This is a genomic window from Kitasatospora sp. NPDC004615, from assembly GCF_042873545.1.
In the GTDB taxonomy this organism is placed as follows: domain Bacteria; phylum Actinomycetota; class Actinomycetes; order Streptomycetales; family Streptomycetaceae; genus Kitasatospora.
In genome coordinates this window covers 86,350-110,669 of the sequence record NZ_JBIALQ010000007.1, presented here as the reverse complement: position 1 = coordinate 110,669, position 24,320 = coordinate 86,350, and the positions used below count along the sequence as shown (strand labels likewise).

Annotated in this window: 22 protein-coding genes; 17 read left to right on the top strand and 5 right to left on the bottom strand. The window is 70.7% G+C overall.

Annotated elements, in window-relative coordinates; all coding sequences use genetic code 11:
* Positions 1-147 precede the first annotated feature (147 nt).
* Both ACFYS8_RS24170 and ACFYS8_RS24165 read right to left on the bottom strand, forming a co-directional pair.
* Positions 148-1,311 (bottom strand): NADH-quinone oxidoreductase subunit D, encoded by a 1,164-nt coding sequence (locus ACFYS8_RS24170; RefSeq protein ID WP_387644110.1) that lies wholly within the window; start codon positions 1,309-1,311, stop codon positions 148-150.
* 14 nt (positions 1,312-1,325) lie between these two features.
* Positions 1,326-2,327, bottom strand: a complete 1,002-nt coding sequence (locus tag ACFYS8_RS24165) for an SAM-dependent methyltransferase (protein ID WP_387644108.1) — start codon at positions 2,325-2,327, stop codon at positions 1,326-1,328.
* Positions 2,328-2,432: 105 nt separating this feature from the next.
* On the opposite strand from ACFYS8_RS24165, the gene ACFYS8_RS24160 reads away from it, so the two are divergent.
* The 14 genes from ACFYS8_RS24160 (at position 2,433) to ACFYS8_RS24095 (ending at position 14,884) form a co-directional block, all read left to right on the top strand.
* Positions 2,433-3,656, top strand: a complete 1,224-nt coding sequence (locus tag ACFYS8_RS24160; RefSeq protein WP_387644106.1) for a sensor histidine kinase — start codon at positions 2,433-2,435, stop codon at positions 3,654-3,656.
* 14 nt (positions 3,657-3,670) lie between these two features.
* The gene (locus ACFYS8_RS24155; protein WP_387644103.1) at positions 3,671-4,360 is read left to right on the top strand and encodes a response regulator; all 690 of its coding nucleotides are present in this window, start codon (positions 3,671-3,673) and stop codon (positions 4,358-4,360) included.
* A 246-nt stretch (positions 4,361-4,606) separates the two neighbouring features.
* The gene (locus ACFYS8_RS24150) at positions 4,607-5,521 is read left to right on the top strand and encodes a Rossmann-like and DUF2520 domain-containing protein (RefSeq protein WP_387644101.1); all 915 of its coding nucleotides are present in this window, start codon (positions 4,607-4,609) and stop codon (positions 5,519-5,521) included.
* A complete protein-coding gene (gene panC, locus ACFYS8_RS24145; protein WP_387644098.1) occupies positions 5,521-6,426 on the top strand; it encodes a pantoate--beta-alanine ligase in 906 nt (301 codons plus the stop codon). Before ACFYS8_RS24150 ends, panC begins: the two co-directional genes overlap by 1 nt.
* 43 nt (positions 6,427-6,469) lie before the next feature.
* Positions 6,470-6,919, top strand: coding sequence for an aspartate 1-decarboxylase (panD, locus tag ACFYS8_RS24140; RefSeq protein WP_387644095.1), 450 nt, complete (start codon positions 6,470-6,472; stop codon positions 6,917-6,919).
* A gap of 16 nt (positions 6,920-6,935) precedes the next feature.
* The gene (locus ACFYS8_RS24135; RefSeq protein ID WP_387644092.1) at positions 6,936-8,549 is read left to right on the top strand and encodes an L-aspartate oxidase; all 1,614 of its coding nucleotides are present in this window, start codon (positions 6,936-6,938) and stop codon (positions 8,547-8,549) included.
* A gap of 52 nt (positions 8,550-8,601) precedes the next feature.
* Entirely contained in the window at positions 8,602-9,579 is a 978-nt protein-coding gene (nadC, locus tag ACFYS8_RS24130; RefSeq protein WP_387644090.1) for a carboxylating nicotinate-nucleotide diphosphorylase, read from the top strand.
* A gap of 23 nt (positions 9,580-9,602) precedes the next feature.
* Positions 9,603-10,397 carry a type III pantothenate kinase gene (locus tag ACFYS8_RS24125; RefSeq protein ID WP_035863765.1) on the top strand — a complete coding sequence of 265 codons (795 nt, stop codon included), beginning with the start codon at positions 9,603-9,605 and terminating at the stop codon, positions 10,395-10,397.
* 130 nt (positions 10,398-10,527) lie between these two features.
* A complete protein-coding gene (locus ACFYS8_RS24120) occupies positions 10,528-11,220 on the top strand; it encodes a hypothetical protein (protein WP_387644087.1) in 693 nt (230 codons plus the stop codon).
* Positions 11,221-11,660: 440 nt separating this feature from the next.
* On the top strand, positions 11,661-13,226 hold the full coding sequence (gene lysX / locus ACFYS8_RS24115; protein ID WP_387644084.1) for a bifunctional lysylphosphatidylglycerol synthetase/lysine--tRNA ligase LysX: 1,566 nt from the start codon (positions 11,661-11,663) through the stop codon (positions 13,224-13,226).
* Positions 13,227-13,230: 4 nt separating this feature from the next.
* On the top strand, positions 13,231-13,383 hold the full coding sequence (locus tag ACFYS8_RS24110; RefSeq protein WP_387644082.1) for a hypothetical protein: 153 nt from the start codon (positions 13,231-13,233) through the stop codon (positions 13,381-13,383).
* A gap of 105 nt (positions 13,384-13,488) precedes the next feature.
* The gene (locus tag ACFYS8_RS24105) at positions 13,489-13,881 is read left to right on the top strand and encodes a BlaI/MecI/CopY family transcriptional regulator (RefSeq protein ID WP_387644080.1); all 393 of its coding nucleotides are present in this window, start codon (positions 13,489-13,491) and stop codon (positions 13,879-13,881) included.
* Positions 13,882-13,892: 11 nt separating this feature from the next.
* Positions 13,893-14,420, top strand: a complete 528-nt coding sequence (locus ACFYS8_RS24100) for an amino-acid N-acetyltransferase (RefSeq protein WP_387644077.1) — start codon at positions 13,893-13,895, stop codon at positions 14,418-14,420.
* Between the two features lie 104 nt (positions 14,421-14,524).
* Complete coding sequence (locus ACFYS8_RS24095; RefSeq protein ID WP_387644074.1) at positions 14,525-14,884, top strand: Lsr2 family protein; 360 nt, start codon at positions 14,525-14,527, stop codon at positions 14,882-14,884.
* A gap of 10 nt (positions 14,885-14,894) precedes the next feature.
* On the opposite strand, the gene ACFYS8_RS24090 is transcribed toward ACFYS8_RS24095, so the two are convergent.
* The gene (locus tag ACFYS8_RS24090) at positions 14,895-15,341 is read right to left on the bottom strand and encodes a hypothetical protein (protein WP_387644071.1); all 447 of its coding nucleotides are present in this window, start codon (positions 15,339-15,341) and stop codon (positions 14,895-14,897) included.
* Between the two features lie 466 nt (positions 15,342-15,807).
* Here ACFYS8_RS24090 and ACFYS8_RS24085 point away from each other — a divergent pair, with 466 nt between their 5' ends.
* Together ACFYS8_RS24085 and ACFYS8_RS24080 are read left to right on the top strand one after the other, a co-directional pair.
* On the top strand, positions 15,808-18,327 hold the full coding sequence (locus ACFYS8_RS24085) for an ATP-dependent Clp protease ATP-binding subunit (RefSeq protein WP_387644068.1): 2,520 nt from the start codon (positions 15,808-15,810) through the stop codon (positions 18,325-18,327).
* A gap of 374 nt (positions 18,328-18,701) precedes the next feature.
* Positions 18,702-21,035, top strand: coding sequence for an immune inhibitor A domain-containing protein (locus ACFYS8_RS24080; RefSeq protein ID WP_387644967.1), 2,334 nt, complete (start codon positions 18,702-18,704; stop codon positions 21,033-21,035).
* Positions 21,036-21,152: 117 nt separating this feature from the next.
* Here ACFYS8_RS24080 and ACFYS8_RS24075 read toward each other — a convergent pair whose 3' ends face one another.
* Positions 21,153-22,262 carry a threonine aldolase family protein gene (locus ACFYS8_RS24075; RefSeq protein WP_387644065.1) on the bottom strand — a complete coding sequence of 370 codons (1,110 nt, stop codon included), beginning with the start codon at positions 22,260-22,262 and terminating at the stop codon, positions 21,153-21,155.
* Between the two features lie 341 nt (positions 22,263-22,603).
* On the opposite strand from ACFYS8_RS24075, the gene ACFYS8_RS24070 reads away from it, so the two are divergent.
* Complete coding sequence (locus tag ACFYS8_RS24070) at positions 22,604-23,572, top strand: M23 family metallopeptidase (RefSeq protein ID WP_387644062.1); 969 nt, start codon at positions 22,604-22,606, stop codon at positions 23,570-23,572.
* A gap of 47 nt (positions 23,573-23,619) precedes the next feature.
* Here the strand turns inward: ACFYS8_RS24070 and ACFYS8_RS24065 are convergent, their stop codons facing one another.
* Entirely contained in the window at positions 23,620-24,228 is a 609-nt protein-coding gene (locus tag ACFYS8_RS24065; RefSeq protein ID WP_387644060.1) for a TetR/AcrR family transcriptional regulator, read from the bottom strand.
* Positions 24,229-24,320: the final 92 nt, after the last annotated feature.

Sequence of the window (24,320 nt, the reverse complement as noted above, 5' to 3'; positions counted from 1 at the left end):
GGGGTACGCATTCAGGGGCCCGGGGGCGTGCATTCAGGGGCCCGGGGAACGGCGGGGCCAAGTCTGCGGAGGATCAACGGGGCGCGAAAAGGCCCCGTAGTTTCTGGTCCCCGCCCTTGACCCGCCGCAGCCTCCCGTCCGCCTTCCCTACTTGTCGATGTCCCCCACCACGAAGAACATCGACCCCAGAATCGCCACCATGTCCGCCACCAGCGTCCCCGGCAGCAATTCCGTCAGCGCCTGAATGTTGTTGAACGACGCGGACCGAAGCTTCAGCCGCCAGGGCGTCTTCTCCCCGCGCGACACCAGGTAGTACCCGTTCACCCCGAGCGGGTTCTCCGTCCACGCGTACGTCTCACCCTCCGGCGCCTTGAGCACCTTGGGCAGCCGCAGGTTGATCGGCCCGGCCGGCATCTCCACCAGCCGGTCCAGGCACGCGTCCGCCAGCGCGAGCGAGTTCTCGGTCTGTTCGAGCAGGCACTCGAACCGGGCCAGACAGTCCCCCTCCTCCCGCACCGGCACCCGCAGTACGTCCTGCAGTTCGCCGTACGCGAGGTACGGCTCGTCGCGTCGCAGGTCGAAGTCGACGCCGCTGGCCCGGGCGATCGGCCCGGTGACGCCGTACGCGTGCACGTGTTCGCGGGAGAGGACGCCGATGCCGGCCGTCCGGCCGCGGAAGATCTCGTTGCCGAGGACCAGGTTCTCGAAGACCGGCAGCTGCGAGCGGACGACGCCGATGGCCGCGCGGACCCGGCCGAGCCAGCCGGCCGGGAGGTCCTCCTTGAGGCCGCCGACCCGGTTGAACATGTAGTGCATGCGTCCGCCGGAGGCTTCCTCCAGGACGTGCTGGAGTTCTTCGCGGCCGTTGAAGGAGTGGAAGATCGGTGTGATGCCGCCCAGTTCCAGGGGGTACGAGCCGAGGAACATCAGGTGGTTGAGCACCCGGTTCAGCTCGGCCAGCAGCGTCCGCAGCCAGACGGCGCGCTCGGGGACCTCCATGCCGAGCATCCGCTCGACGGCGAGGACCACGCCGAGTTCGTTGGCGAAGGCGGACAGCCAGTCGTGCCGGTTGGCCAGCATGATGATCTGCCGGTAGTCACGGGCCTCGAAGAGCTTCTCCGCGCCGCGGTGCATGTAGCCGATCACGGGTTCGGCGGAGATGATCCGCTCGCCGTCGAGGACCAGCTTCAGGCGCAGCACGCCGTGCGTGGACGGGTGCTGGGGGCCGATGTTGAGCACCATGTCGGTGCTGCCGGGCTCCCCGGGGAGCGTCTGCGCGCCCGGGCCGATGCCGACCGTGGTCTCCGTCATGCCCGTCGACTCCTTCATGAGGGGAGAGTCTGCCATCCCGGCAGGCCCGCGAGGTCGTCCGGTACCGGCATGCGGACGGCCTGGACCAGCCAGTGGAATGCTCCGAGCCCGGCCGGGTCGGTGAGTTCGGCGGCCTCGCCGGCCCCGCCCAGGGCCCGCAGGTAGCCGGCCGGGTCGGTGGTGGCGAGGGCTAGTGGCGGGCGGGCGCCGCTGACGCCGAGCGCGCGCAGGGCGGTGCGCTGGGTGGTCAGCAGCACCGGATGAGCCGGGACCGCGGCGGCATCGAGGGCGACGTGCGCGGTCAGGTCGCAGCTGCCGTCGGGGACGGGTGCGGTCTCCCGGCCGTCCCGGAAGCCGGTGAGGGTGCCGAACGGGGGGCGGGTGTCGCGGGTGTGTGCGTAGTCGACGGCCACCGCGAGGCCGCGTTCCAGGGCGCCGACCGCCCCGGCCCAGGCGGCGTCCCGGGGGCCGCCCAGCTCCACCCGTTCCCCGGGCCACCAGTGTGCGGCCCAGGCCGCGTCGTCCGCATCGAGCGGTTCACCCAGCCGTTCGTAGCCGTCGGGGGCGACCTCGAGGTACCGCAGCTGCCCGTCCTCGTCGCGTTCGGCGAGGTCGAGGGGGACGTTGTCGAGCCACTCGTTGGCGAACAGCAGGCCGGTGACGCCGGACGGCAGCTCGGGGCCCCAGCCGATCCCGTCGGGCAGGCCGGCGGGGCGGTCGGCGAGTTCGACGGCGTGGAACGCGACCCGGGCGCGCAGTTCGGCGGGCAGTGCGTCACGGACGGCGACGGTGAGTTCGCCGCGGCCGGCGCCGACGTCCACGAAGGCCAGCCGGTCCGGCGAGCCGAGCGCGGCGTCGACCCCTGCCAACAGGCGGGCCACCGCGCCGGCGAACCGGGCGGAGGCGTGCACGGAGGTGCGGAAGTGCCCGGCCGGGCCCTCCGGCCTGCGGTAGAAGCCGCCGTCGGGCCGGTACAGCGCGTGTTCGATCGCGGGCCGCCACCGCATCCATGTCATAGCGGGCGACGTTACCGGGAGGAGGGGATCTCCACCTTGGGGAGTAGCACCGGATCGCTCTCCCGACGGACCTGAACACGCCATCCGACTCCCTAGGCTGGACCTGTGCATCGACTCAACGCCTGGCTCCGCCGACACCCCATGGTGGTCGACTCCGCCTGGGCACTGATGGTGCTGTTCCCGGGCGTGCTCGTCGCGCTGGACCAGGCCACGCCCGACGGATATCGGCTCTCCGGCGCCGCGAGGTTCCTGGCCGTCGCGGTCGCCGTGATCCTGCCCGGACTAATGGTCGTCCGGCGGCGCTGGCCCGACATCACCACCGCAGTGGCCGTCGTCCTCGGCATCGGCCAGATCGCCCTCGTGATCGAACCCGGCGCGGCCAGCATCGGCTACCTGGTGTTCGCCTACACCGGCGCGGCCTTCGGCAGACGCTGGACGCCCTGGCTGGCACTGGTCGCCAGCCTGGCCGCCGGGCCGCTCACCGTCTGGCGGCTGATGCCGACGTCGCCCGATGCCCCGAACGACACCTTCGCCAAGCGGGTCCTGGTGGCCGCGCTGATGACCACCCCGTTCGTACTGTGCTGGGCGTGGGGCCGGCTGACCCGGGTCCGCCGCGCCTACCTGATCGAGCTGGAGGACCGGGCCTCCCGACTGGAGCGCGAACGGGACGCCCAGTCGCAGGTCGCGGTCGCCGCCGAACGCGCCCGGATCGCCCGCGAACTGCACGACGTGGTGGCGCACAACGTCTCCGTGATGATCGTCCAGGCCGACGGCGCCGCGTACGTCATGGACTCCTCCCCGCAGCAGACCAAGGAAGCGCTCGGCACCATCGCCTCCACCGGCCGCCAGGCGCTCGCCGAAATGCGCCGCCTGCTCGGCGTGCTGCGCACCGCCGACACCACCGGCGAGTACGTGCCGCAGCCCGGCGTCGAGGAACTCCCCGAACTGCTCGAACAGGTCCGCACGGCCGGCCTGCCGGTCGAGTTCACCGCCACCGGCGAGGTCCGCGAACTGCCCCGCGGCCTGGAGCTCACGGTCTACCGGATCGTCCAGGAAGCCCTCACCAACGTCCGCAAGCACGGCGGCCCCGACGCCCACGCCACCGTCGCCGTCGACTTCCGGGACGGCGACCTGGAGGTCCTGGTCGAGGACGACGGCCGCGGCAGCACCCGCGAACAGCTCGCCACCGGTGGCACCGACGGCCTCGGCCACGGTCTGATCGGCATGCGCGAACGGGTCGGCATGGTCAGCGGAAGCCTGGACGTCGGGCCCCGGCCCGGCGGCGGCTTCCGGATCCGAGCCGTCCTCCCCCTCAAAGTGTCCAAGTGAAGGAGACCCGACCGATGCCGATCCGCGTAATGCTGGTCGACGACCAGGAACTGCTGCGAACCGGCTTCCGGATGGTCCTGCAATCGCAGGGCGACATCGAGATCGCCGCCGAGGCCGGTGACGGCCAGCAGGCACTCGACGTCCTGCGCACCGCCGACGTCGACGTGATCCTGATGGACGTCCGGATGCCCCGCCTCGACGGCGTCCAGGCCACCCGCCGCATCTGCCTCGACGACCGCGGCACCCCGATCGAGGGCGCCCCCCGCGTCCTCATCCTCACCACCTTCGACCTCGACGAATACGCCTTCGCCGCGCTCAAGGCCGGCGCGTCCGGCTTCCTGCTCAAGGACGTACCGCCGGCCGAACTGGTCGCCGCGATCCGCGCCGTCAACGGCGGCGACGCGGTGGTCGCACCCACCACCACCCGCCGCATGATCGACCGCTTCGCCGAGGTTCTGCCCACTCCCACCGCGACGCCCGGCTCCGCAGTCCTCGCCCCGCTCACCGAACGCGAACGCGAGGTCTTCCTGCTGGTCGCCCAGGGCCTCTCCAACGGCGAGATCGCCCGCCGGCTGGTCCTCTCCGAAGCCACCGTCAAAACCCACGTCGGCCGCATCCTCGCCAAACTCAGCCTCCGCGACCGCGTCCAGGCCGTCGTCCTCGCCTACGAGAACGGCCTGGTCCGCGCCGGCGAAACCCCCTGACCCCGGCTGCGCCCACCCACCCGAGCACCCACCTGGCCAACGGCGCAGCCGCCGCGCCGCGGCCGGCCGCAGCAGCGCACACCCCGCCCGTCTCCGTTCCGCTGTGCTCGCTCGCCCACCCCGATCCCGCCCCTCCCCCTTCCTTGGTGGGTGCTCGGGCGGGTGGGTGGGCGCAGTAACGTGCACCCCCGCAGCCCGTACCATTGAGCGGTACGTCTGGTACCCGCCGAGGACTGGAACGGAAGAGTGCTGCACGACTTCGGAGACCCCTCCGACCCCGGTAACCGCCCGGCCCGGCTCGCTGTCGGTGTGGTCGGGGCCGGCCGGGTCGGTCCTGCCCTGGGTGCGGCCCTGCAACTGGCCGGCCATCGCGTGGTTGCCGCGTCCGGCGTCTCCGCCGCCTCGCGGCGTCGCGCCGAGGCCCTGCTGCCCGGTGTCCGCCTGGTGACGCCGCCGCAGGTGATGGCGGCGGCCGATCTGGTGCTGCTGACCGTCCCGGACGATGCCCTGCCGGATCTGGTGAGCGGTCTGGCCGCGACCGACGCCGTCCGTCCCGGCCAGATACTCGTCCACACTTCGGGCGCGCACGGCGTGGCCGTGCTGGAGCCCGCGACCCGCAAGGGCGCGTTGCCGCTGGCGCTGCACCCGGCGATGACGTTCACCGGCACCTCGGTGGATGTGGCCCGGCTGGCCGGCTGCCCGTTCGGTGTGACCGCGCCCGAGGAATTGCGTCCGGTCGCCGAGGCGCTGGTGGTGGAGATGGGCGGCGAGCCGTCGTGGATCCCGGAGGACGTCCGGCCGCTGTACCACACGGCTCTCGCGCACGGCGCGAATCACCTGGTCACGCTGGTCGCGCAGGCGATGGAGCTGCTGCGCACCGCGGGTGTCGCCGAGCCCGGCCAGATGCTCGGCCCGCTGCTCGGCGCGGCCCTGGACAACGCCCTGCGCTCCGGCGATCTGGCCCTGACCGGCCCGGTCGCCCGGGGTGATGTGGGAACGGTGCGCAAGCACCTGGACCGACTCGCTACGGTGACCCCGGACATCGGCCAGGCGTACCGGGCGATGGCGAAGGCGACCGCGCAACGGGCGGTCGCCAACGGATCGCTGAAGCCGGAACCGGCGGCAGCACTGCTGGACGTACTGAACGAGGAGAACCACTGATGGCACGCGACAGGCGCCCGGCGAAGGCCCCGAAGGCGGCGAAGGTCCGCAAGGCGGTGCTGACCCGCACCGTTGAGGAGTTCGAGGCCGCGTTCTGGCCGGACGAGCAGCCGGTGGACAACGCCGTGGTGATGACCATGGGCGCCCTGCACCAGGGCCACGCGGCGCTGGTCCGGGAGGCCCGCCGCCAGGTCGGCAAGGACGGCCGGGTGGCCGTCACGGTGTTCGTGAACCCGCTGCAGTTCGGCGCCGGCGAGGACCTGGACAGCTACCCGCGCACCCTGGACGCGGACGTCGCGCTCGCCGAGGAGATGGGCGCGGACGTGGTGTTCGCCCCGTCCGTGGACGAGGTGTACCCGAACGGCGAGCCGCTGGTGCGCCTCTCGGCGGGCCCGATGGGCGCGGGCTTCGAGGGCGCGTCCCGCCCCGGCCACTTCGACGGCATGCTGACCGTCGTCGCCAAGCTGCTGCACATCACCGACCCGGACTTCGCGGTCTTCGGCGAGAAGGACGCCCAGCAGCTGGCGATCATCCGCCGGATGGTCGCGGACCTGGACTTCGACGTGGAGATCGTCGGCGTCCCGACCGTCCGCGAGGAGGACGGCCTGGCGCTGTCCTCCCGCAACCGCTTCCTCTCCGACGACGAGCGCACCCAGGCGCTCGCCCTCTCCCGCGCCCTGTTCGCCGGCCGCGACGCCGGCGCCCAGGGTGCCAAGGCCGTCCGTGAGGCGGCTGCCGCCGCGCTGGACGGCGCGGACGGCATCTCCCTCGACTACCTCGCCCTGATCGATCCGATGTCCTTCACCGAGGCGCCGGACGACTACCGGGGCGAGGCGGTGCTCGCGCTGGCGGCCAAGGTCGGTCCGACCCGGCTGATCGACAACGTGAGCATCATCGTCCGATAAGTACGGCTGTAGCCCAGGCATGCACTCAGAGAGGCGTGACCACATGCTCCGCACCATGCTCAAGTCCAAGATCCACCGAGCCACCGTCACCCAGGCCGACCTGCACTACGTGGGATCGGTGACGGTCGACGAGGACCTGCTCGACGCCGCGGACCTGCTCCCCGGCGAGCTGGTCCACATCGTCGACATCAACAACGGCGCCCGGCTGGAGACCTACACCATCGCGGGCCCGCGCGGCTCCGGCATCATCGGCATCAACGGCGCGGCCGCCCGGCTGGTCCACCCCGGCGACCTGGTGATCCTGATCGCCTACGGGCAGATGGACACCGCCGAGGCCAAGGCGTACCTGCCGAAGGTGGTGTTCGTGGACGAGCACAACCGGGTCACCGGCCTGGGCGGCGACCCCGCGGACGCCCCCGAGGGCAGCGGACTGCTGCGCGGCGACGCCGCGTACGGTGGGGCGGACGGCGTGGCCGTCGCCGCCGCGCACTGAAGGAGCAGCTGAAGCCATGTCGCACCGCCTGACCGCCCCTGCCCCCGGCTGGACCACGAGCACCGACGTGGTCGTGGTCGGCTCCGGCGTGGCCGGACTCACCGTCGCGCTCAATGTCCGCAAGGCCGGTCTGCGGGCCATGGTGGTCACCAAGGCGATGCTCGACGACGGCTCCACCCGCTGGGCCCAGGGCGGCATCGCCGCCGCCCTGGGCGAGGGCGACACCCCGGAGCAGCACCTCCAGGACACCCTGGTCGCGGGCGCCGGGCTGTGCGACGAGGAGGCGGTCCGCACCCTGGTCACCGAGGGGCCGGACGCGGTGCGCCGGCTCATCGAGGTGGGTGCCGAGTTCGACCTGGACGAGGACGGCGAGATCGTCCTCACCCGCGAGGGCGGCCACCACCGGCGCCGGATCGCGCACGCCGGCGGCGACGCCACCGGCGCCGAGATCGAGCGCGCCCTGGTCGCCGCCGTCGAGGCCGACCCTGGCCTCGAACTCATCGAGCACGCCCTCGTCCTGGACCTGCTCACCGACGCCGGCGGCCACGCCTCCGGCGTCACCCTGCACGTGATGGGCGAGGGCCAGCGGGACGGCGTCGGCGCGATCCTGGCCCGCGCCGTGGTGCTGGCGTCCGGCGGCATGGGCCAGATCTTCTCGGCCACCACCAACCCGGCGGTCTCCACCGGCGACGGCGTCGCGCTCGCCCTGCGGGCCGGCGCCGAGGTCACCGACCTGGAGTTCGTCCAGTTCCACCCCACCGTGCTGTTCCTCGGCGCGGACGCGCAGGGCCAGCAGCCACTGGTCTCCGAGGCCGTCCGCGGCGAGGGCGCGTACCTGGTGGACGCCGACGGCGTGCGTTTCATGACCGGTCAGCACGAACTCGCCGAGCTCGCCCCGCGCGACATCGTCGCCAAGGCCATCACCCGCCGGATGCACGAGCACGGCACCCGGCACATGTACCTGGACGGGCGACACTTCGGCGCCGAGATGTGGGAGAACCGCTTCCCGACCATCCTGGCCGCCTGCCGCAGCCACGGCATCGACCCGGTCACCGAGCCGATACCGGTCGCCCCCGCCGCGCACTACGCCTCCGGCGGCATCCGCACCGACCTGCACGGCCGCACCACCGTCCCCGGCCTGTACGCCTGCGGCGAGGTCGCCTGCACCGGCGTGCACGGGGCCAACCGCCTCGCCTCCAACTCGCTGCTCGAAGGCCTGGTGTTCGCCGAACGGATCGCCGCCGACCTCGCCGAGCTCGCCGAGGCCGGCCGGCTCCCCGCCCGCACCGTGGACGCGGACGCCGCCCAGGCCGCCGCGCCGGTGCCGCTGCTGCCCGCGGAGAGCCGCGGCGCGATCCAGCACCTGATGTCCACCGGCGCGGGCGTGATCCGCTCCGCGGACTCGCTGGCCGCCACCGCGAAGGGCCTGGAGGCCCTGCCCGAACCGGCCCACCCCGCCTCCCCGTCCGTCGAGACCTGGGAAGCCACCAACCTCCACCAGGTCGCCACCGCCCTCACCGCCGCCGCCACCCTCCGCGAGGAGACCCGCGGCTGCCACTGGCGCGAGGACTTCCCCGACCGCGACGACACCACCTGGCACCGCCACGTGACCCACCCGCTCAGCAGCTGACGTCTTCCGCATCCCGCTCTTCGCGCCCGCATCCCCCTTTGGAGCCCTCTTCATGTCCCACGACGAACTCCCCCTCCTCTCCGCCGAATCCGCCGAAGGCGGCTGTGGTGACGGCTGCGCGTGCGGTGACGGCGAGGTGTACGAGACCGGGCTCGACCCGGCGCTGGCCGAGCTGCTGGAGGAGGCCGGCCTGGACCCGGTCGAGGTCGAGGACGTGGCGATGATGGCCCTGTCCGAGGACCTGGCCGGCGGCGAGGACGTCACCTCGGTGGCGACCGTCCCCGCCGAAGCCGTCGCGACCGCGGACTTCACGGCCCGTCAGGCGGGCGTCGTCGCGGGCCTGCGGGTCGCCGAGGCGGTCGTCTCGCTGGTGTGCGAGGACGAGTTCGAGGTCGAGCGGCACGTCGAGGACGGCGCGGCGGTCGAGGCCGGCCAGGTGCTGCTCTCGGTGCGCAGCCGCACCCGCGACCTGCTCACCGCCGAGCGTTCGGCGCTGAACCTGCTCTGCCACCTGTCCGGCATCGCCACCGCGACCCGTGCCTGGGCGGACGCCCTGGAGGGCACCAAGGCGGTCGTCCGCGACACCCGCAAGACCACCCCGGGCCTGCGCGCGCTGGAGAAGTTCGCGGTCCGCGCGGGCGGCGGCGCCAACCACCGGATGGCGCTCTCGGACGCGGCCCTGGTGAAGGACAACCACGTGGTCGCGGCCGGCGGCGTCGCCGAGGCGTTCACCGCCGTCCGGGCCGCGTTCCCGGAGCTGCCGATCGAGGTCGAGGTGGACACCATCGACCAGATCACCCCCGTGCTGGAGGCCGGCGCGGACCTGATCCTGCTGGACAACTTCAGCACCGAGCAGCTGCGCGAGGCGGTCGCCCTGGTCGCGGGCCGGGCGAAGCTGGAGGCTTCCGGTGGCCTGACCCTGGCCACGGCGCGCGAGGTCGCGGAGACTGGTGTCGACTTCCTGGCCGTCGGCGCCCTGACGCACTCCTCGCCGATCCTGGACATCGGCCTGGACCTCCGCAGTTCCTGACCCTTCCAAGCAGAAAGCGCCCCATGCTCCTCACCATCGACGTCGGCAACACCCAGACCACGCTCGGCCTGTTCGACGGCGAGGAGATCGTCGAGCACTGGCGGATCTCCACCGACCCGCGCCGCACCGCCGACGAAATGGCGGTGCTGCTCCAGGGGTTGATGGGCGCCCACCCGATCGTCTCGGCGGACGACCGGGTGGCCGGCCTGGCGATCTGCTCCTCGGTGCCGGCGGTGCTGCACGAACTGCGCGAGGTGACCCGCCGGTACTACGGGGACGTGCCGGCGGTGATCGTGGAGCCGGGTGTGAAGACCGGCGTGCACGTGCTGATGGACAACCCGAAGGAGGTCGGCGCGGACCGGATCGTCAACGCGCTGGCCGCCAACCACCTCTACGGCGGGCCGTGCATCGTGGTCGACTTCGGCACCGCCACCACCTTCGACGCGATCAACGCGCGCGGCGACTACGTGGGCGGCGCGATCGCCCCGGGCATCGAGATCTCGGTCGACGCCCTGGGCGGCCGCACCGCGATGCTCCGCAAGATCGAACTGGCCCGCCCGCGCAACGTGATCGGCAAGAACACCGTCGAGGGCATGCAGTCGGGCATCCTGTACGGCTTCGCCGGACAGGTCGACGGCCTGGTCAACCGGATGGCCAAGGAACTGGCCAAGGACCCGAACGACGTCCAGGTGATCGCCACCGGCGGCCTGGCCCCGCTGGTCCTCGGCGAGGCCGACTCGATCGACGTGCACGAGCCGTGGCTGACCCTGATCGGCCTCCGCCTGATCTTCGAACGCAACCGCCCCGCCACCGCCTGACGGCCCCTGACGCCCGGCCGGCCGCTATTGGACGGCCGACCGGGCGTCAGATGCACCATCTCATAGGCCAATCGGGACAAACACGTCCTCAATCGCCATAAGTCGGACGTACGGCACGTACTGTCGAGCCATGCCAACGCCTCACGGATCGCGCGGCGGTATGGCCTTCAGCGCCGACGAAGTCCGGGTGCTGCGCCGTGCCCTCGCCCAAGCCCTTTATCCGGCCGCGCCCGACCGGCTCCCGCTGCCCACCGCCACCGGCGAACTGTGGGCCGAGGACGTCCAGGAAGCGCTTCGACTCACCGAGGCCATCGACGAAGCGGTCCAGGAAGGCGGCCGGCTGCGCACCTTCCTGCTGGCCGACCTGGGCCGCTACCGCGCCGCCCTGCCCGGCAGCGCGGGCGGCTACCTGGAACGCCTGGAGGAAGCCGTCACCGACGGCTACCTGCCCACCGCCGAAGACCTCTCCGCCCTTCGCGCCCTGTCCCGCCAGCCGTGCGGCCCGCCCGAACACGCCCGCCGCTCCCGGCTCGCCGGACGCTGCCACGCACTCGCCGAGGCGGAGGTCCGCGAGCGCCTCTCCCTCGGCTCCGGACAGCGGCACCTCGCCGCCGTACCGAGCCCCGCGCCCGAACCCCAGCCCGCCATCCCAGTTGGAGGACGGTTCCCGATGAGCGACCAGCACCCGCAGCCCCCCGCCGATCGCCCCCGGCCGCGCCGGATGCCCACCCCCGCCGAACTCTTCGGCCGCCGCACCCGCCCCGCCCCCGAACCCCCCACCGACACCGAACACCCGGAACTCGCCACCGGCACCGACGGCTGATCCACCGTCAACTCGCCCGAGCCCCCTCCCCGGAGGGGGCTTTTCGCGTGGCCCCAGTGTCTCCGGCAAGCTGCCCGCCGATTGCGGGAAGATCAACCCGGGCCTCGTCCACTGTTACCTGCCGACCTTCCTGCTGAACGGCGCGGACCGGACCTTCGACCTGCCGCTCGCGGTCGCCGACCCGGCCGCCGGCCCGACGGTCACCATCGGGGTGACCACCGAGCAGGGCCTGTACGAGAACGCCGTCCAGCCGCTGCCGTACGACGACGTGGACGCCAACAACACCACGTCGCTGGCGCTCGGCACCACCGCCACCCAGAGCTGACCGGACGCCAGGACGCCCCGGGCCGCCCGTCGGCGGTCCGGGGTTCCGGCGTTGTCGGGTGCGTGGGGCGATATCCCGTGGCGGAACAGCCCGTGAGCCTGGCTACCCTGGTGGGGTGAGCGATCAGAGCACTCTCCCCGCGACCGACGACCTTCCCGAGCAGATGCGCGTCCGGCGCGAGAAGCTGGACCGGCTGCGGGCCGCCGGCATCGACCCGTACCCGGTCGGTTTCCCCCGCACCTCGACCATCGCCGAGCTGCGCGACAAGCACCCGGACCTGGCGCCGGACACCGCGACCGGCGAGCGGGCGGGCATCACCGGCCGGGTCATCCTGGCCCGCACCGGCGGCAAGCTCTGCTTCGCCACCCTGCGCGACGGCTCCGGCGACCTCCAGGTGATGCTGTCCCTGGACAAGCTGGGCGAGGAGCGGCTGGCCGCCTGGAAGGCCGACATCGACCTCGGCGACCAGGTCGGCGTCGAGGGCGAGGTGATCACCTCCCGCCGCGGCGAGCTGAGCGTGATGGTGGACCGATGGGAGCTCACCGCCAAGTGCCTGCGCCCGCTGCCGGACAAGCACAAGGGCCTGACCGACCCGGAGGCCCGGGTCCGCCAGCGCTACGTGGACCTGATCGTGAACCCCGAGGCGCGCGAGATGCTGCACCTGCGCACCCGGGTGATCCGCTCGATCCGCCGCACCTACGAGGACCGCGGCTACCTCGAGGTCGAGACCCCGATGCTGCAGCCGATCCACGGCGGCGCCAACGCCCGTCCGTTCAGGACGCACATCAACGCGTACGACATCGAGCTGTACCTGCGGATCGCGACCGAGCTGTACCTGAAGCGGCTGGTGGTCGGCGGCGCCGAGAAGGTCTTCGAGATCAACCGGAACTTCCGCAACGAGGGCGCGGACGCCACCCACAACCCGGAGTTCACCGCCCTGGAGTCGTACGAGGCGTACGGCGACTACGACACCCAGGCCGAGCTGATCCGGGCGATCATCGTGAACGCCGCGCAGGACGCGCTGGGCACCACCGTGGTCAAGGGTCTCGGCCCGGACGGCGTCGAGCACGAGATCGACCTCGCCGAGCCCTGGCAGGAGGTCTCGGTCTACCCGGGCATCTCCGCCCACCTGGGCACCGAGGTCACCCCGGCCACCACGGTGGACGAGCTGCGCAAGCTCGCCGACGAAGCCGGCATCCCGTACGAGAAGGAGTGGGGCCACGGCCAGATCGTCCTGGAGATGGTCGAGCGCCTGCTGGAGCACCACGCGATCAAGCCGACCTTCATCAAGGACTACCCGACCGAGGTGTCCCCGCTGACCCGCCAGCACCGCTCGATCGAGGGTGTCGCGGAGAAGTGGGACCTGGTGATCTTCGGTACCGAGATCGGCACCGCCTACTCCGAGCTGATCGACCCGGTCGAGCAGCGCGCCCGCCTGACCGCGCAGTCGCTGCTGGCGGCCGGTGGCGACGTCGAGGCGATGCAGCTGGACGAGGACTTCCTGCGCGCCCTGGAGTACGCGATGCCGCCCACCGGCGGCCTCGGCCTGGGTGTGGACCGCCTGATCATGCTGCTGACCGGCAAGAACATCCGCGAGACGGTGCTGTTCCCGCTGGTGAAGCCGGAGAAGGCCGGTAAGAGTGACAAGGCCGCCGAAGCCGACGAGGACACCGAGGAGTAAAACCATGGAGTACGTCAGCGCGATCGTGCCGCCACTGGTCATGGCGATCGGTTTCGCCTTCCTGGTGCGGGCCATCATCCGCAGCCAGGGCGGCGCCCAGAAGGCCAAGGAGGACGCCGCCGCCGAGGCGATGGTGTCGCGTTCCTCCGCCGAATAGTCCGACCGCAGACCGGCGCGCCGTTCCCTCTTTCGGGGAGCGGCGCGCCGGTCTGTTTGCCATTTGCCGCCCTTTGTCCGATTCGGTCCTATCCTGGGCCGCACTATGGTGCGGCAACTCGGAGAACTCGAGAACGACATCATGACCCGGGTGTGGCAGTGGAACCGCCCGGTCACCGTTCGGGAGGTTCTGCAGGATCTGCGTTCGGAACGTGAAATCGCGTACACAACAGTGATGACGGTGCTCGACAAGCTCTATCGAAAGGGCTGGGTGCGCCGGGAGCGCGCCGGGCGCGCATACCGATATGAGCCAGTGTCCTCACGCGAGGCTTACACCGCCGCGCTGATGAACGACGCCTGGGCGACGAGTGACAATCCGGCCGCGGCTCTGGTGCACTTCTTCGGGATGATGTCGCCGGAACAGCGCGAGTGGCTGCGGGACGCTCTCCGAGTGGCCGGGGCCGATACCGAGGAGACCCGCCCGCCCGAGGCACGATAACGTTCCCAGGCATGGAGGTCACCATCCGCCGTGCGCGGACCACCGACGTACGCGCCGTTCGTCGGCTCATCGACACGTACGCCCGCAACGGCATTCTGCTCGACAAGCCGACCGTCACGCTGTTCGAATCCGTCCAGGAGTTCTGGGTCGCCGAACGCGACGAGGACGGCCGCGTGGTGGCCTGCGGCGCGCTGCACGTGATGTGGGAGGACCTGGCCGAGGTGCGCACCCTCGCGGTCGATCCGATCTGCAAAGGCCTCGGCATCGGCCACCAGCTACTGGACAAGCTGCTGGAGACGGCGCGCTGGCTCGGCGTCCGTCGGATTTTCTGCCTGACGTTCGAGGTGCCGTTCTTCTCGAAACACGGCTTCGTCGAGATCGGCGAAAACGACGATCGTACGGCAGACCCGGCGGTCGTGGCCACAGAAGTCTATGAAGAACTTCTGCGCTCGTACGACGAAGGTGTCGCCGAGTTCCTCGACCTGGAGCGGGTGAAGCCGAACACGCTGGGCAACTCGCGCATGCTGCTGCACCTCTGATCCGGCTCTGCGGGCACGGCGAGCGGCACAGGGGTTTGTGTTTTCCGGGAAAAGGCGCTTTCCTTTCACTAGGCAATGGACCGTTATCGCGGAAAGGGAAGCCCGTGGCACAGAGGGTTCAGGTCATTCTGGAAGACGATCTCGACGGTGGCTCCGCGGACGAGACGGTGACGTTCGCCCTGGACGGCGTGGCCTACGAGATCGACCTGAAGAGCGACAACGCGGACAAGCTCCGCGGTCTGCTTGCCCCGTACGTCGAGAAGGGCCGCAAGCAGAGCGGTCGGCTGACCGCCCCGCGTCGCGGCGGCAGCACCCGGGGCGCCGGTCGCTCCGCCGCCTCGACCGGACAGGCCGACACCGCCAAGATCCGTAACTGGGCGAAGGAGAACGGCTACCCGGTCAACGACCGCGGCCGCGTCCCGAGCAACGTGCGCGAGGCGTACGAGAAGGCCAACGCCTCCTGAGGCGTCCGGCTCACCACCGCGCGGGCGGCAACCCCAGCCGCTCCCGCGCACAGGCGTCCGCCAGGGCGTCCAGCAGGCAGAGCAGGTCGGGCGAGCGCAGGTCCAGTGCGGGCCGCTCGGAGCCGACCCGCAGCCAGTCGGCGGTCCGCGGTTCGGGCACCCGGGGCTCTCCCGGGTGCGCCGTGACGGCGTCGATCGGCAGCCGCAGTTCGGGGCCCCAGCCGAGCCAGCCCAACAGGTCGGGCACCGGCTCGGCGGCTCCGGGGGCGAGCAGGAAAGCGGCCCGGCCGCCGCGCCGCAGCACCGGTCCGGTGGTGCGGCCGAGCCGGTCGAGGCGGCCGAGGGCGGCCAGTGCGGGCCGCAGCGGTGCGATCACCAGGTCCGTTCCGGCCCGGCCGGGGACGGCCGTCCGAGGTGCCTTCGAGGTGCAGGCGGCGGCCGGCGGCGGACTGGTCACGACCTGTGCAACGCTGGAGTGAGCGACCCGGTCACGACCGCCACCGGTGTGGCAGTACGTCACGCGCGGCCGACCTGACCGGTCGTCACTCCGGGTGCCCGGTCGGCCGACTTCTCGCCAGGCGAACAAGCACCCCCCGTAAACCGCGCGAAACCCGCCGCCCAACCGGGTATGAATGCAGGTGGACGGGGTCGCAGGAGCCCGGCCGCAGCACTGCGCGGGGCCGGTCCACCGGTTCCACCGGACTGTGTTCGCCGTTGGCGTAGCGGTATCCGGTGCATCGGGCCCGCCGCTGGGAACACCGTCTCCCAGCATCAGGTTGGGAAAGGTGTCGGCTGGTCGCGCAGCATGTTTCTCCCGCTCCGGTGGGAGTTCCGTAGCCGCGCCGCTGAGCGGGACTAGCATGCGGAAGGACAGGGCGGGGACGGCCCCCGAACTGACCGACCGCTCTGAGGAGCGATTAACGATGTTCGAGAGGTTCACCGACCGCGCGCGGCGGGTTGTCGTCCTGGCACAGGAAGAAGCCCGGATGCTCAACCACAACTACATCGGCACCGAGCACATCCTCCTGGGCCTGATCCACGAGGGCGAGGGTGTCGCCGCCAAGGCGCTGGAGAGCCTCGGCATCTCGCTCGAGGCGGTCCGCCAGCAGGTCGAGGAGATTATCGGCCAGGGCCAGCAGGCCCCGTCCGGCCACATCCCCTTCACTCCCCGGGCGAAGAAGGTGCTGGAGCTGTCGCTCCGCGAGGCCCTTCAGCTCGGCCACAACTACATCGGCACCGAGCACATCCTGCTCGGCCTGATCCGCGAGGGCGAGGGCGTCGCCGCCCAGGTCCTGGTGAAGCTCGGCGCCGACCTGAACCGGGTGCGCCAGCAGGTGATCCAGCTGCTGTCCGGCTACTCCACCAGCGGCGGCAAGGAGTCCGCCACCGCCGGTGGCCCCGCCGAGGGCACCCCGTCCACCTCCCTGGTGCTCGACCAGTTCGGCCGCAACCTGACGCAGGCCGCCCGCGAGGCCAAGCTCGACCCGGTGATCGGGCGCGAGAAGGAGATCGAGCGGGTCATGCAGGTGCTGTCCCGCCGCACCAAGAACAACCCGGTGCTGATCGGCGAGCCCGGCGTCGGCAAGACCGCCGTCGTCGAGGGCCTGGCCCAGGCGATCGTCAAGGGCGAGGTCCCGGAGACGCTGAAGGACAAGCAGCTCTACACGCTGGACCTCGGCGCCCTGGTGGCCGGCTCGCGCTACCGCGGTGACTTCGAGGAGCGCCTGAAGAAGGTGCTCAAGGAGATCCGCACCCGCGGCGACATCATCCTGTTCATCGACGAGCTGCACACCCTGGTCGGTGCGGGCGCCGCCGAGGGCGCGATCGACGCCGCCTCCATCCTGAAGCCGATGCTGGCCCGCGGTGAGCTGCAGACCATCGGTGCCACCACGCTGGACGAGTACCGCAAGCACCTGGAGAAGGACGCCGCGCTGGAGCGCCGCTTCCAGCCGATCCAGGTCGCCGAGCCCTCGCTCCCGCACACCATCGAGATCCTCAAGGGCCTGCGCGACCGGTACGAGGCGCACCACCGCGTCTCGATCACCGACGCCGCCCTGGTCGCCGCCGCCACCCTGGCCGACCGGTACATCTCGGACCGCTTCCTGCCGGACAAGGCGATCGACCTGATCGACGAGGCCGGTTCCCGGATGCGCATCCGCCGGATGACCGCGCCGCCGGACCTGCGCGAGTTCGACGAGAAGATCGCCGAGGTTCGCCGGGAGAAGGAGTCCGCGATCGACGCGCAGGACTTCGAGAAGGCCGCGTCGCTTCGTGACAACGAGAAGCAGCTGCTCCAGGCGAAGGCCAAGCGGGAGAAGGAGTGGAAGGCCGGCGACATGGATGTCGTGGCCGAGGTGGACGAGGAGCTCATCGCCGAGGTCCTGGCCACCGCCACCGGCATCCCGGTCTTCAAGCTGACCGAGGAGGAGTCCTCGCGTCTGCTGCGCATGGAGGACGAGCTGCACAAGCGGGTCATCGGCCAGGAGGACGCCATCAAGGCGCTCTCCCAGGCGATCCGCCGTACCCGTGCCGGCCTGAAGGACCCGAAGCGCCCCGGCGGTTCGTTCATCTTCGCCGGCCCCTCGGGTGTCGGTAAGACCGAGCTGTCCAAGACCCTGGCGGAGTTCCTGTTCGGGGACGAGGACGCGCTGATCGCGCTCGACATGTCCGAGTTCTCGGAGAAGCACACCGTGTCGCGGCTGTTCGGCTCCCCGCCCGGATACGTGGGTTACGAAGAGGGTGGCCAGCTCACCGAGAAGGTGCGCCGCAAGCCGTTCTCGGTCGTGCTGTTCGACGAGGTCGAGAAGGCCCACCCGGACATCTTCAACTCGCTGCTGCAGATCCTGGAGGACGGTCGCCTGACCGACTCCCAGGGCCGGGTCGTGGACTTCAAGAACACGGTCATCATCATGACCACCAACCTCGGCACCCGGGACATCTCCAAGGGCTTCAACCTGGGCTTCGCGGCCACGGGTGACGTCCAGACCGGCTACGAGCGGATGAAGGCGAAGGTCGGCGAGGAGCTCAAGCAGCACTTCCGTCCCGAGTTCCTGAACCGTGTCGACGACATCGTGGTGTTCCACCAGCTGTCCGAGGCGAACATCATCGAGATCGTCGACCTGATGATCGCGAAGGTGGACCAGCGGATGAAGGACCGCGACATGGCCATCGAGCTCAGCGCCGAGGCGAAGAGCCTGCTGGCGAAGCGCGGTTACGACCCGATCCTGGGCGCCCGTCCGCTGCGTCGCACGATCCAGCGGGAGATCGAGGACCACCTGTCCGAGAAGATCCTGTTCGGCGAGCTGCGGGCCGGCCACATCGTGGTGGTCGGCGTGGAGGGTGAGGGCAAGGCTGCCAAGTTCACCTTCCGCGGCGAGGAGAAGTCCCCGGTGGCGGACACTCCGGCGGCGGTCTCGGCGACCGGTCCGGATCTGACGAAGTAATAGCGCCACAAAGCGCCTTCCAAGCCTCCGCCCCCGACCTGGTCAGGTCGGGGGCGGAGGCTTTTCTGCGTTCGGGTTTTCAGTTGAAAAACTGTTTAGGTTTCCGTGCGCTGTGAATGCGGACGTTTGGAAGGCCGAACGGGTGGGTTCCGGCGCGGTGCGAGTGCGACCGACCCGCCTCCTGCCAGCGCCGTAGGTAGATTGACGGATCGTCAGATCATTTGAGTTGCCGGAGCATAGCGGCGTGGCCATGGCAAGGTCAAGGTCTTTCTTTTTTACCCGACCTTGGGTCAAATGTCGTCCACCTGTCTTGCATTGGTTCACCGGATCGGCCATCCGCCGCACCCGGTAAGGGGAGGACGTCCCAGTTGAAGATGACCAAGAAGGTCGCCGCGGCCTCCGCCGCCATCGCGGTGACCGCCGCGCTTGGTGTCGGCATGCTGCCGGGCACGGCTACCGCCGCGCCGGCGACGCCGGTCCTGAAGGACCCGGCCGACGCCATTCAGAACGACACGGTGCCGCGCGAACTGCAGAGCCCGCTGATCGACAAGGTTGAGGGCGAGCAGAAGGCTGCGATAGAGCAGCTGATCAACGGCACCGCCAAGATCGAGAAGCACGGCAACAGCAGCGCGGTGAAGCTCGGCCGCGACAAGTACGTCGAGCTCTCCCGTGAGCGCACCGACCGGATCTTCACCATTCTGGTCGACTTCGGCGACCAGGTGGACAACACCACCAAGACCGCCGACGGCAAGGTGAAGTACGGCGGTACCCCCGGCCCGGCGCACAACAAGATCGAATCCCCGGACCGCACCAAGGACAACTCCACTGCCTGGCAGGCGGATTACAACCAGGCCCACTACCAGGACCTGTACTTCGCGGCGAACAAGCCGTCGCTGAAGACCTACTACGAGAAGCAGTCCTCGGGCCGCTACTCGGTCGACGGCCTGGTCACCGACTGGGTGCGGGTCCCGTGGAACGAGGCCCGCTACGGCTCGGACTACTGCGGCCAGCACATCTGCGCCAACGCGCAGGACCTGATCCGCGACGGCATCAACGCCTGGGTCGCCGACCAGAAGGCCAAGGGCCGCACCGACGCGGACATCAAGGCCGACCTGGCGCAGTACGACCAGTGGGACCGTTACGACTACAACGGCAACGGCAACTTCAACGAGCCCGACGGCTACCTGGACCACTTCCAGATCGTCCACGCCGGTGAGGACCAGTCGGCCGGCGGCGGCGTCCAGGGCACGGACGCGCTGTGGGCGCACCGCTCGTACGTGTACGCCAACCAGGCCGGCAAGACCGGTCCGGCGAACAACAAGCTCGGCGGCACCCCGATCGGCGACACCGGCCTGTGGGTCGGCGACTACACCATGCAGCCGGAGAACGGCGGCCTGGGCGTGTTCGCCCACGAGTACGGCCACGACCTGGGCCTGCCGGACCTGTACGACACCTCCGGCACCGGCATCGACAACTCGGTCGGCTTCTGGTCCCTGATGTCCTCGGGCTCCTGGCTGGGCGAGGGCCGCAACGAGATCGGCGACATGCCGAACGACCTGGACATCTGGTCGAAGCTGAAGCTCGGCTGGCTGGACTACGACACCGCCAAGGCCGGCAAGAACGCTGTCAGCCTGCTCGGCCCGGCCGAGTACAACAACAAGCGCAAGCAGGGTCTGGTCGTCGACCTGCCGGCGAAGACCGTCACCACCGAGATCAACACCCCGTTCGCGGGTGGCAACGAGTGGTGGAGCGGCAGCGCCGACAACCTGAACGTCACCCTGACCCGTGATGTCGACCTCACCGGGAAGACCTCGGCCTCGCTCACCGCGAAGGCCTGGTACGACCTGGAGCAGGACTACGACTTCGCGTACGCCGAGGTCTCCACCGACGGCGGCAAGAACTGGTCCTCGCTGGCCGGCACCTTCAACGGCAAGGCGCTGCCGGAGAACTCCATCACCGGCAACTCGGCCGGCTGGGGCGACCTGGCGTTCTCGCTGGACGCGTACGCCGGCAAGGCGATCAAGCTGCGCTTCCACAACACCACCGACCCGGGCGTCCACATGAAGGGCCTGGCCCTGGACGAGATCGCGATCACCGCGAACGGTGCGACGGTCTTCACCGACGGTGCCGAGAACGGTGACAACGGCTGGACCGCGTCGGGCTTCTCCCGGATCTCCGGCAAGTTCAACAAGGACTACGACCAGCACTACCTGGTCGAGAACCGTCAGTACGTGTCCTTCGACAGCACGCTGAAGACCGGCCCGTACAACTTCGGTTCGGCCGCCCGCCCGGACTGGGTCGAGCACTACGCCAACCAGAACGGCATCCTGATCTGGCTGTGGGACTCCTCGCAGTCCGACAACAACGTCGCCAACCACCCCGGCCAGGGCCTGATCCTCCCGATCGACGCCCACCCGGCCCCGCTGAAGTGGAACGACGGCACCCTGATGCGCCCGCGCTTCCAGGGCTACGACTCCACCTTCCGCTTCGACCGCACCACCGGTCTGCAGCTGCACCGGGCCGACGCGCTCACCAAGATCCCCAGCGAGCGCGGCGTGACGGTCTTCAACGACCGCACCAACAAGTACTGGGACGAGAGCAACAAGTACAGCTCCGTCCAGGTGCCGAACACCGGTACCCAGATCGAGGTGCTGTGGCAGTCGCACAACGAGCTGGAGGCCCTGATCCAGGTCAAGCGCTCCAAGTGACGCTTGCCTGAGGACGGCTGAACAGCAGGACTGAACGAAGAGCCCCGGCGGTTTTCGGACCGCCGGGGCTCTTCGTCGTTGTCGGAGGGCGTTGTCGGAGGGCGTTGTCGGAGGGCGTTATCGGAGCAGGGCGAGGAAATCCGTCATCGCCTCGGTGATTTCCTTGGCGCTCCACTCCAGGGCGGCGGCGGCCACCGTCACCTCGGTCATCGCCGCGCCGGGCTGCGGGCCGGGCTCGAACCAGCCGCCGAACAGCGACACGCCCTGCTCCTCGGCCTGCCGGTGGCCGGCCTCGATCAGCTGTTCGGCCGGGTGCGGCAGCCAGAGCTGGAACTGGTGGGTGTGCGGCGGCTCCGGGTTGATCCGGGCGCCGGGGATCTCGGCAAGCGCGGCGGCGACCACCTTGGCGTGCGCCACGTAGTCGGGCAGTCGGGGCAGCTCGCGGTCCAGGCCGGCCAGGGCGGACAGCACCGCGGGCCACTGCTGCCACAGCTTGCCGCCGTAGCGGTGCCGCCAGACCTTGATCCGGCGGACGAACTCCTCCTCGCCGGCGACCAGGGCGCCGCTGTGTCCGCCCAGCGACTTGTAGCAGGAGACGTACACCGACCCGGCGCGGGCGCAGATCTCCGGCAGGCTCCGGCCCAGGTGTGGGGCGGACTCCCACAGCCGGGCGCCGTCCAGGTGGACGGGCAGGCCGCGGTCGGCGGCGAAGTCGTAGAGCGCGGACAGCTCCTCCCAGCTGGGCAGCAGGAAGCCAGCGTCGCGCAGCGGGAGTTCCAGCATCAGTACGTCGAACGGCTCGTCCAGGGCGGCCAGGCCCGCAGCGGTGGGCTGGCGCGGGCCGGTGGCCTGCGGGACGGAGCGCAGGCCGCTGAGCACCTGGTGGGCCCGGCGTTCGTGCACTTCGGGGTGGGCGAGCGGGTGCATCGCGACCACCGGTCCGTGGGTGTCGGCCCAGGTCTTCAGGGCGGCCTGCTGGGCCATCGTGCCGGTGGGGAAGTAGGCGGCGTCGGGCTTGCCGAGCAGGTCTGCGGTGCGGCGCTCCAGGGTGCGGACGATGCCGTCGCCGTACAGGTCGGTGGGCTCGTCCAGCGGGTAGGGGCCGTCGGCCAGTGCGGCGAGTTCGGCGAGCGATTCGCGGACGGTCTGCGGGCGGCCGCCGGACAGCAGGCGGTGGGCCTGGCGGCGGGCGGCGAAGCGGCGATCCTGCACCGGGGTGTCGTTCATCAGCTGATCATCTCCGACGGCTGGGTGGATCGGATGGTGCAGCTGGTTCGAAAGCCGGTTCTACCCGGGGCGGTTCGGGATCAAACCGGCCGCTTGCCGGTGGCGATGCTCACAGGGCTTCGACGACCTACGACCGACAGTAGGAGGTTTACGGGCGTATCTGCCTGTTTGTCCGACACCCGAGGTCGCTATTTCGTGAGCTTCACCCACTACCCATCGTCGTACGTCACACCTTTGGGCCTGCCCCCGGGGCTCGTTTACACCTGGAGTCGTTCCACCAGTTCGGCGAGCCACACCGGCTCGGCCCCGCTCTGGCCCCGTCCGTGAGGTACCGACTCCCGATGCGTTCTTTCCCCGCCACCGGCCGCCGGATTCTCCAGGCGATCAGCACCCGCCACGTCCACGCCGTCACCGCTTCCGACTCCACCGCCGCTGCGGCCCCGGCCCGCCGGACCCCCGCCAAGGCCGCCGCCGGCATCGCCGTGGTCGCCTTCGGCGCCATGCTGATCCCCGCCGGACACGCCTCCGCGCAGACCGTGCCGGACACCCTCGCCAGCTCTCCGTTCGCGGCGGACACCCACCTGGAGGGCGGCGCCCTCGATCTGTCCGCGCCGGTGGCCCACCAGGACGACGCCAGCCCGCTGGCCGTGGTGGCCAACAACCTGGAACACCTCGCGATCCCGACCGGCGAGCACCCCGCCGACGAGCACGCCGCGAACGAGCACCCCGCCGACGAGCACGCCGCGGACGAGCACCCCGCCGACGGGCACCAGGACCAGGCGCCGCAGGCCGAGCAGCCCGCCGCCCCGGCCGAGCAGCCCGCGCCGGAGCCCGCTCCCGCGCCGGAGCCCGCCCCGGCCCCCGCGCCCGAGCCCGCCCCGGCCCCCGCGCCGGCCAAGGTCGACTGGTCCTCCCCGGCCCCGGGCGCGCCGATCAGCAACCCGTACCACAAGACCAACCCGTCGTACGCGGCCGGCTACCACACCGGCACCGACTTCGCGGTGTCCGTGGGCACCCCGCTGGTGGCGGTCGGCAACTCGACCGTGGTGTCGTCCGGCTGGGCCGGCGCATACGGCAACCAGGTCGTGCTGAAGCTGTCCGACGGCCGCTTCGCCCAGTACGCGCACCTGTCGCAGCTCGAGGTGAAGGCCGGGCAGCACGTGAATGCCGGTGACCAGATCGGCAAGTCCGGCAACACCGGCAACTCGACCGGCCCGCACCTGCACTTCGAGATCCGTACCGTCAACCAGTACGCGAAGGTGACCGACCCGATCGGTTACCTGAAGGGCCACGGCGCGAACAACTTCTGATCCGCCGCACCCCCGCCCCGTCGCCGGGGCCCCTCGAGCCGTCCGCGTCAGTGCGCGGGCGGCTCGATGTGTGCGGCGACCTCCAGGGCGACCTCCAGGGCCGCCTCCGTCGCCTCCTCCAGGCTGGTGGTCGGCTCGGCCGGCTCCTGGCCGCGCTCGCACAGGTCGGTCCTGAGCAGGAACATCGCCGAGTGCATGGCGGTCAGCGCGACGGTGGCGCGCAGCTTGTCGCGGAAGCTCGGCTCCGGCCCGTGCAGCAGGGTGATCATCTTGATCATCCGCTCCTTGAACGCCAGCCCGGCCTCGGACTCCCGCAGCGCGGGCTGGTTCTCGTGGAAGAAGCGCAGCAGCGGCGCCCGCTCGCCCATGCCGGCGGCGAACCGGCGGATCAGTTCGTCGCGCAGCTCGGGCGACCAGTCCTTGTCCTCGCCGAACGCGATGGCGTCGTCCAGCGGGGCGGCCATCTTCTCGACGATGCCGCGGACGATGTCGTCCTTCGTCTTGAAGTGGTAGTACAGGGCGGCCTTGGTGACGCCGAGGCGGTCGGCGATCTCGCGCAGCGAGGTCTTCTCGTAGCCGTGCTCGGCGAACAGCTCCAGCGCCACGTCGATGATCCGCGCTCTGGTGTCGCTGCGGGGGCTCTGGGGTGTGGTCATCGCTGGCGGCCTGCCTCATGAAGCGGTGCGGACGGGTGTCAAAGTCCGTTTCTTGTTCGCATTCTCCCTGCCCAGGGGGGATGCATCGAAAC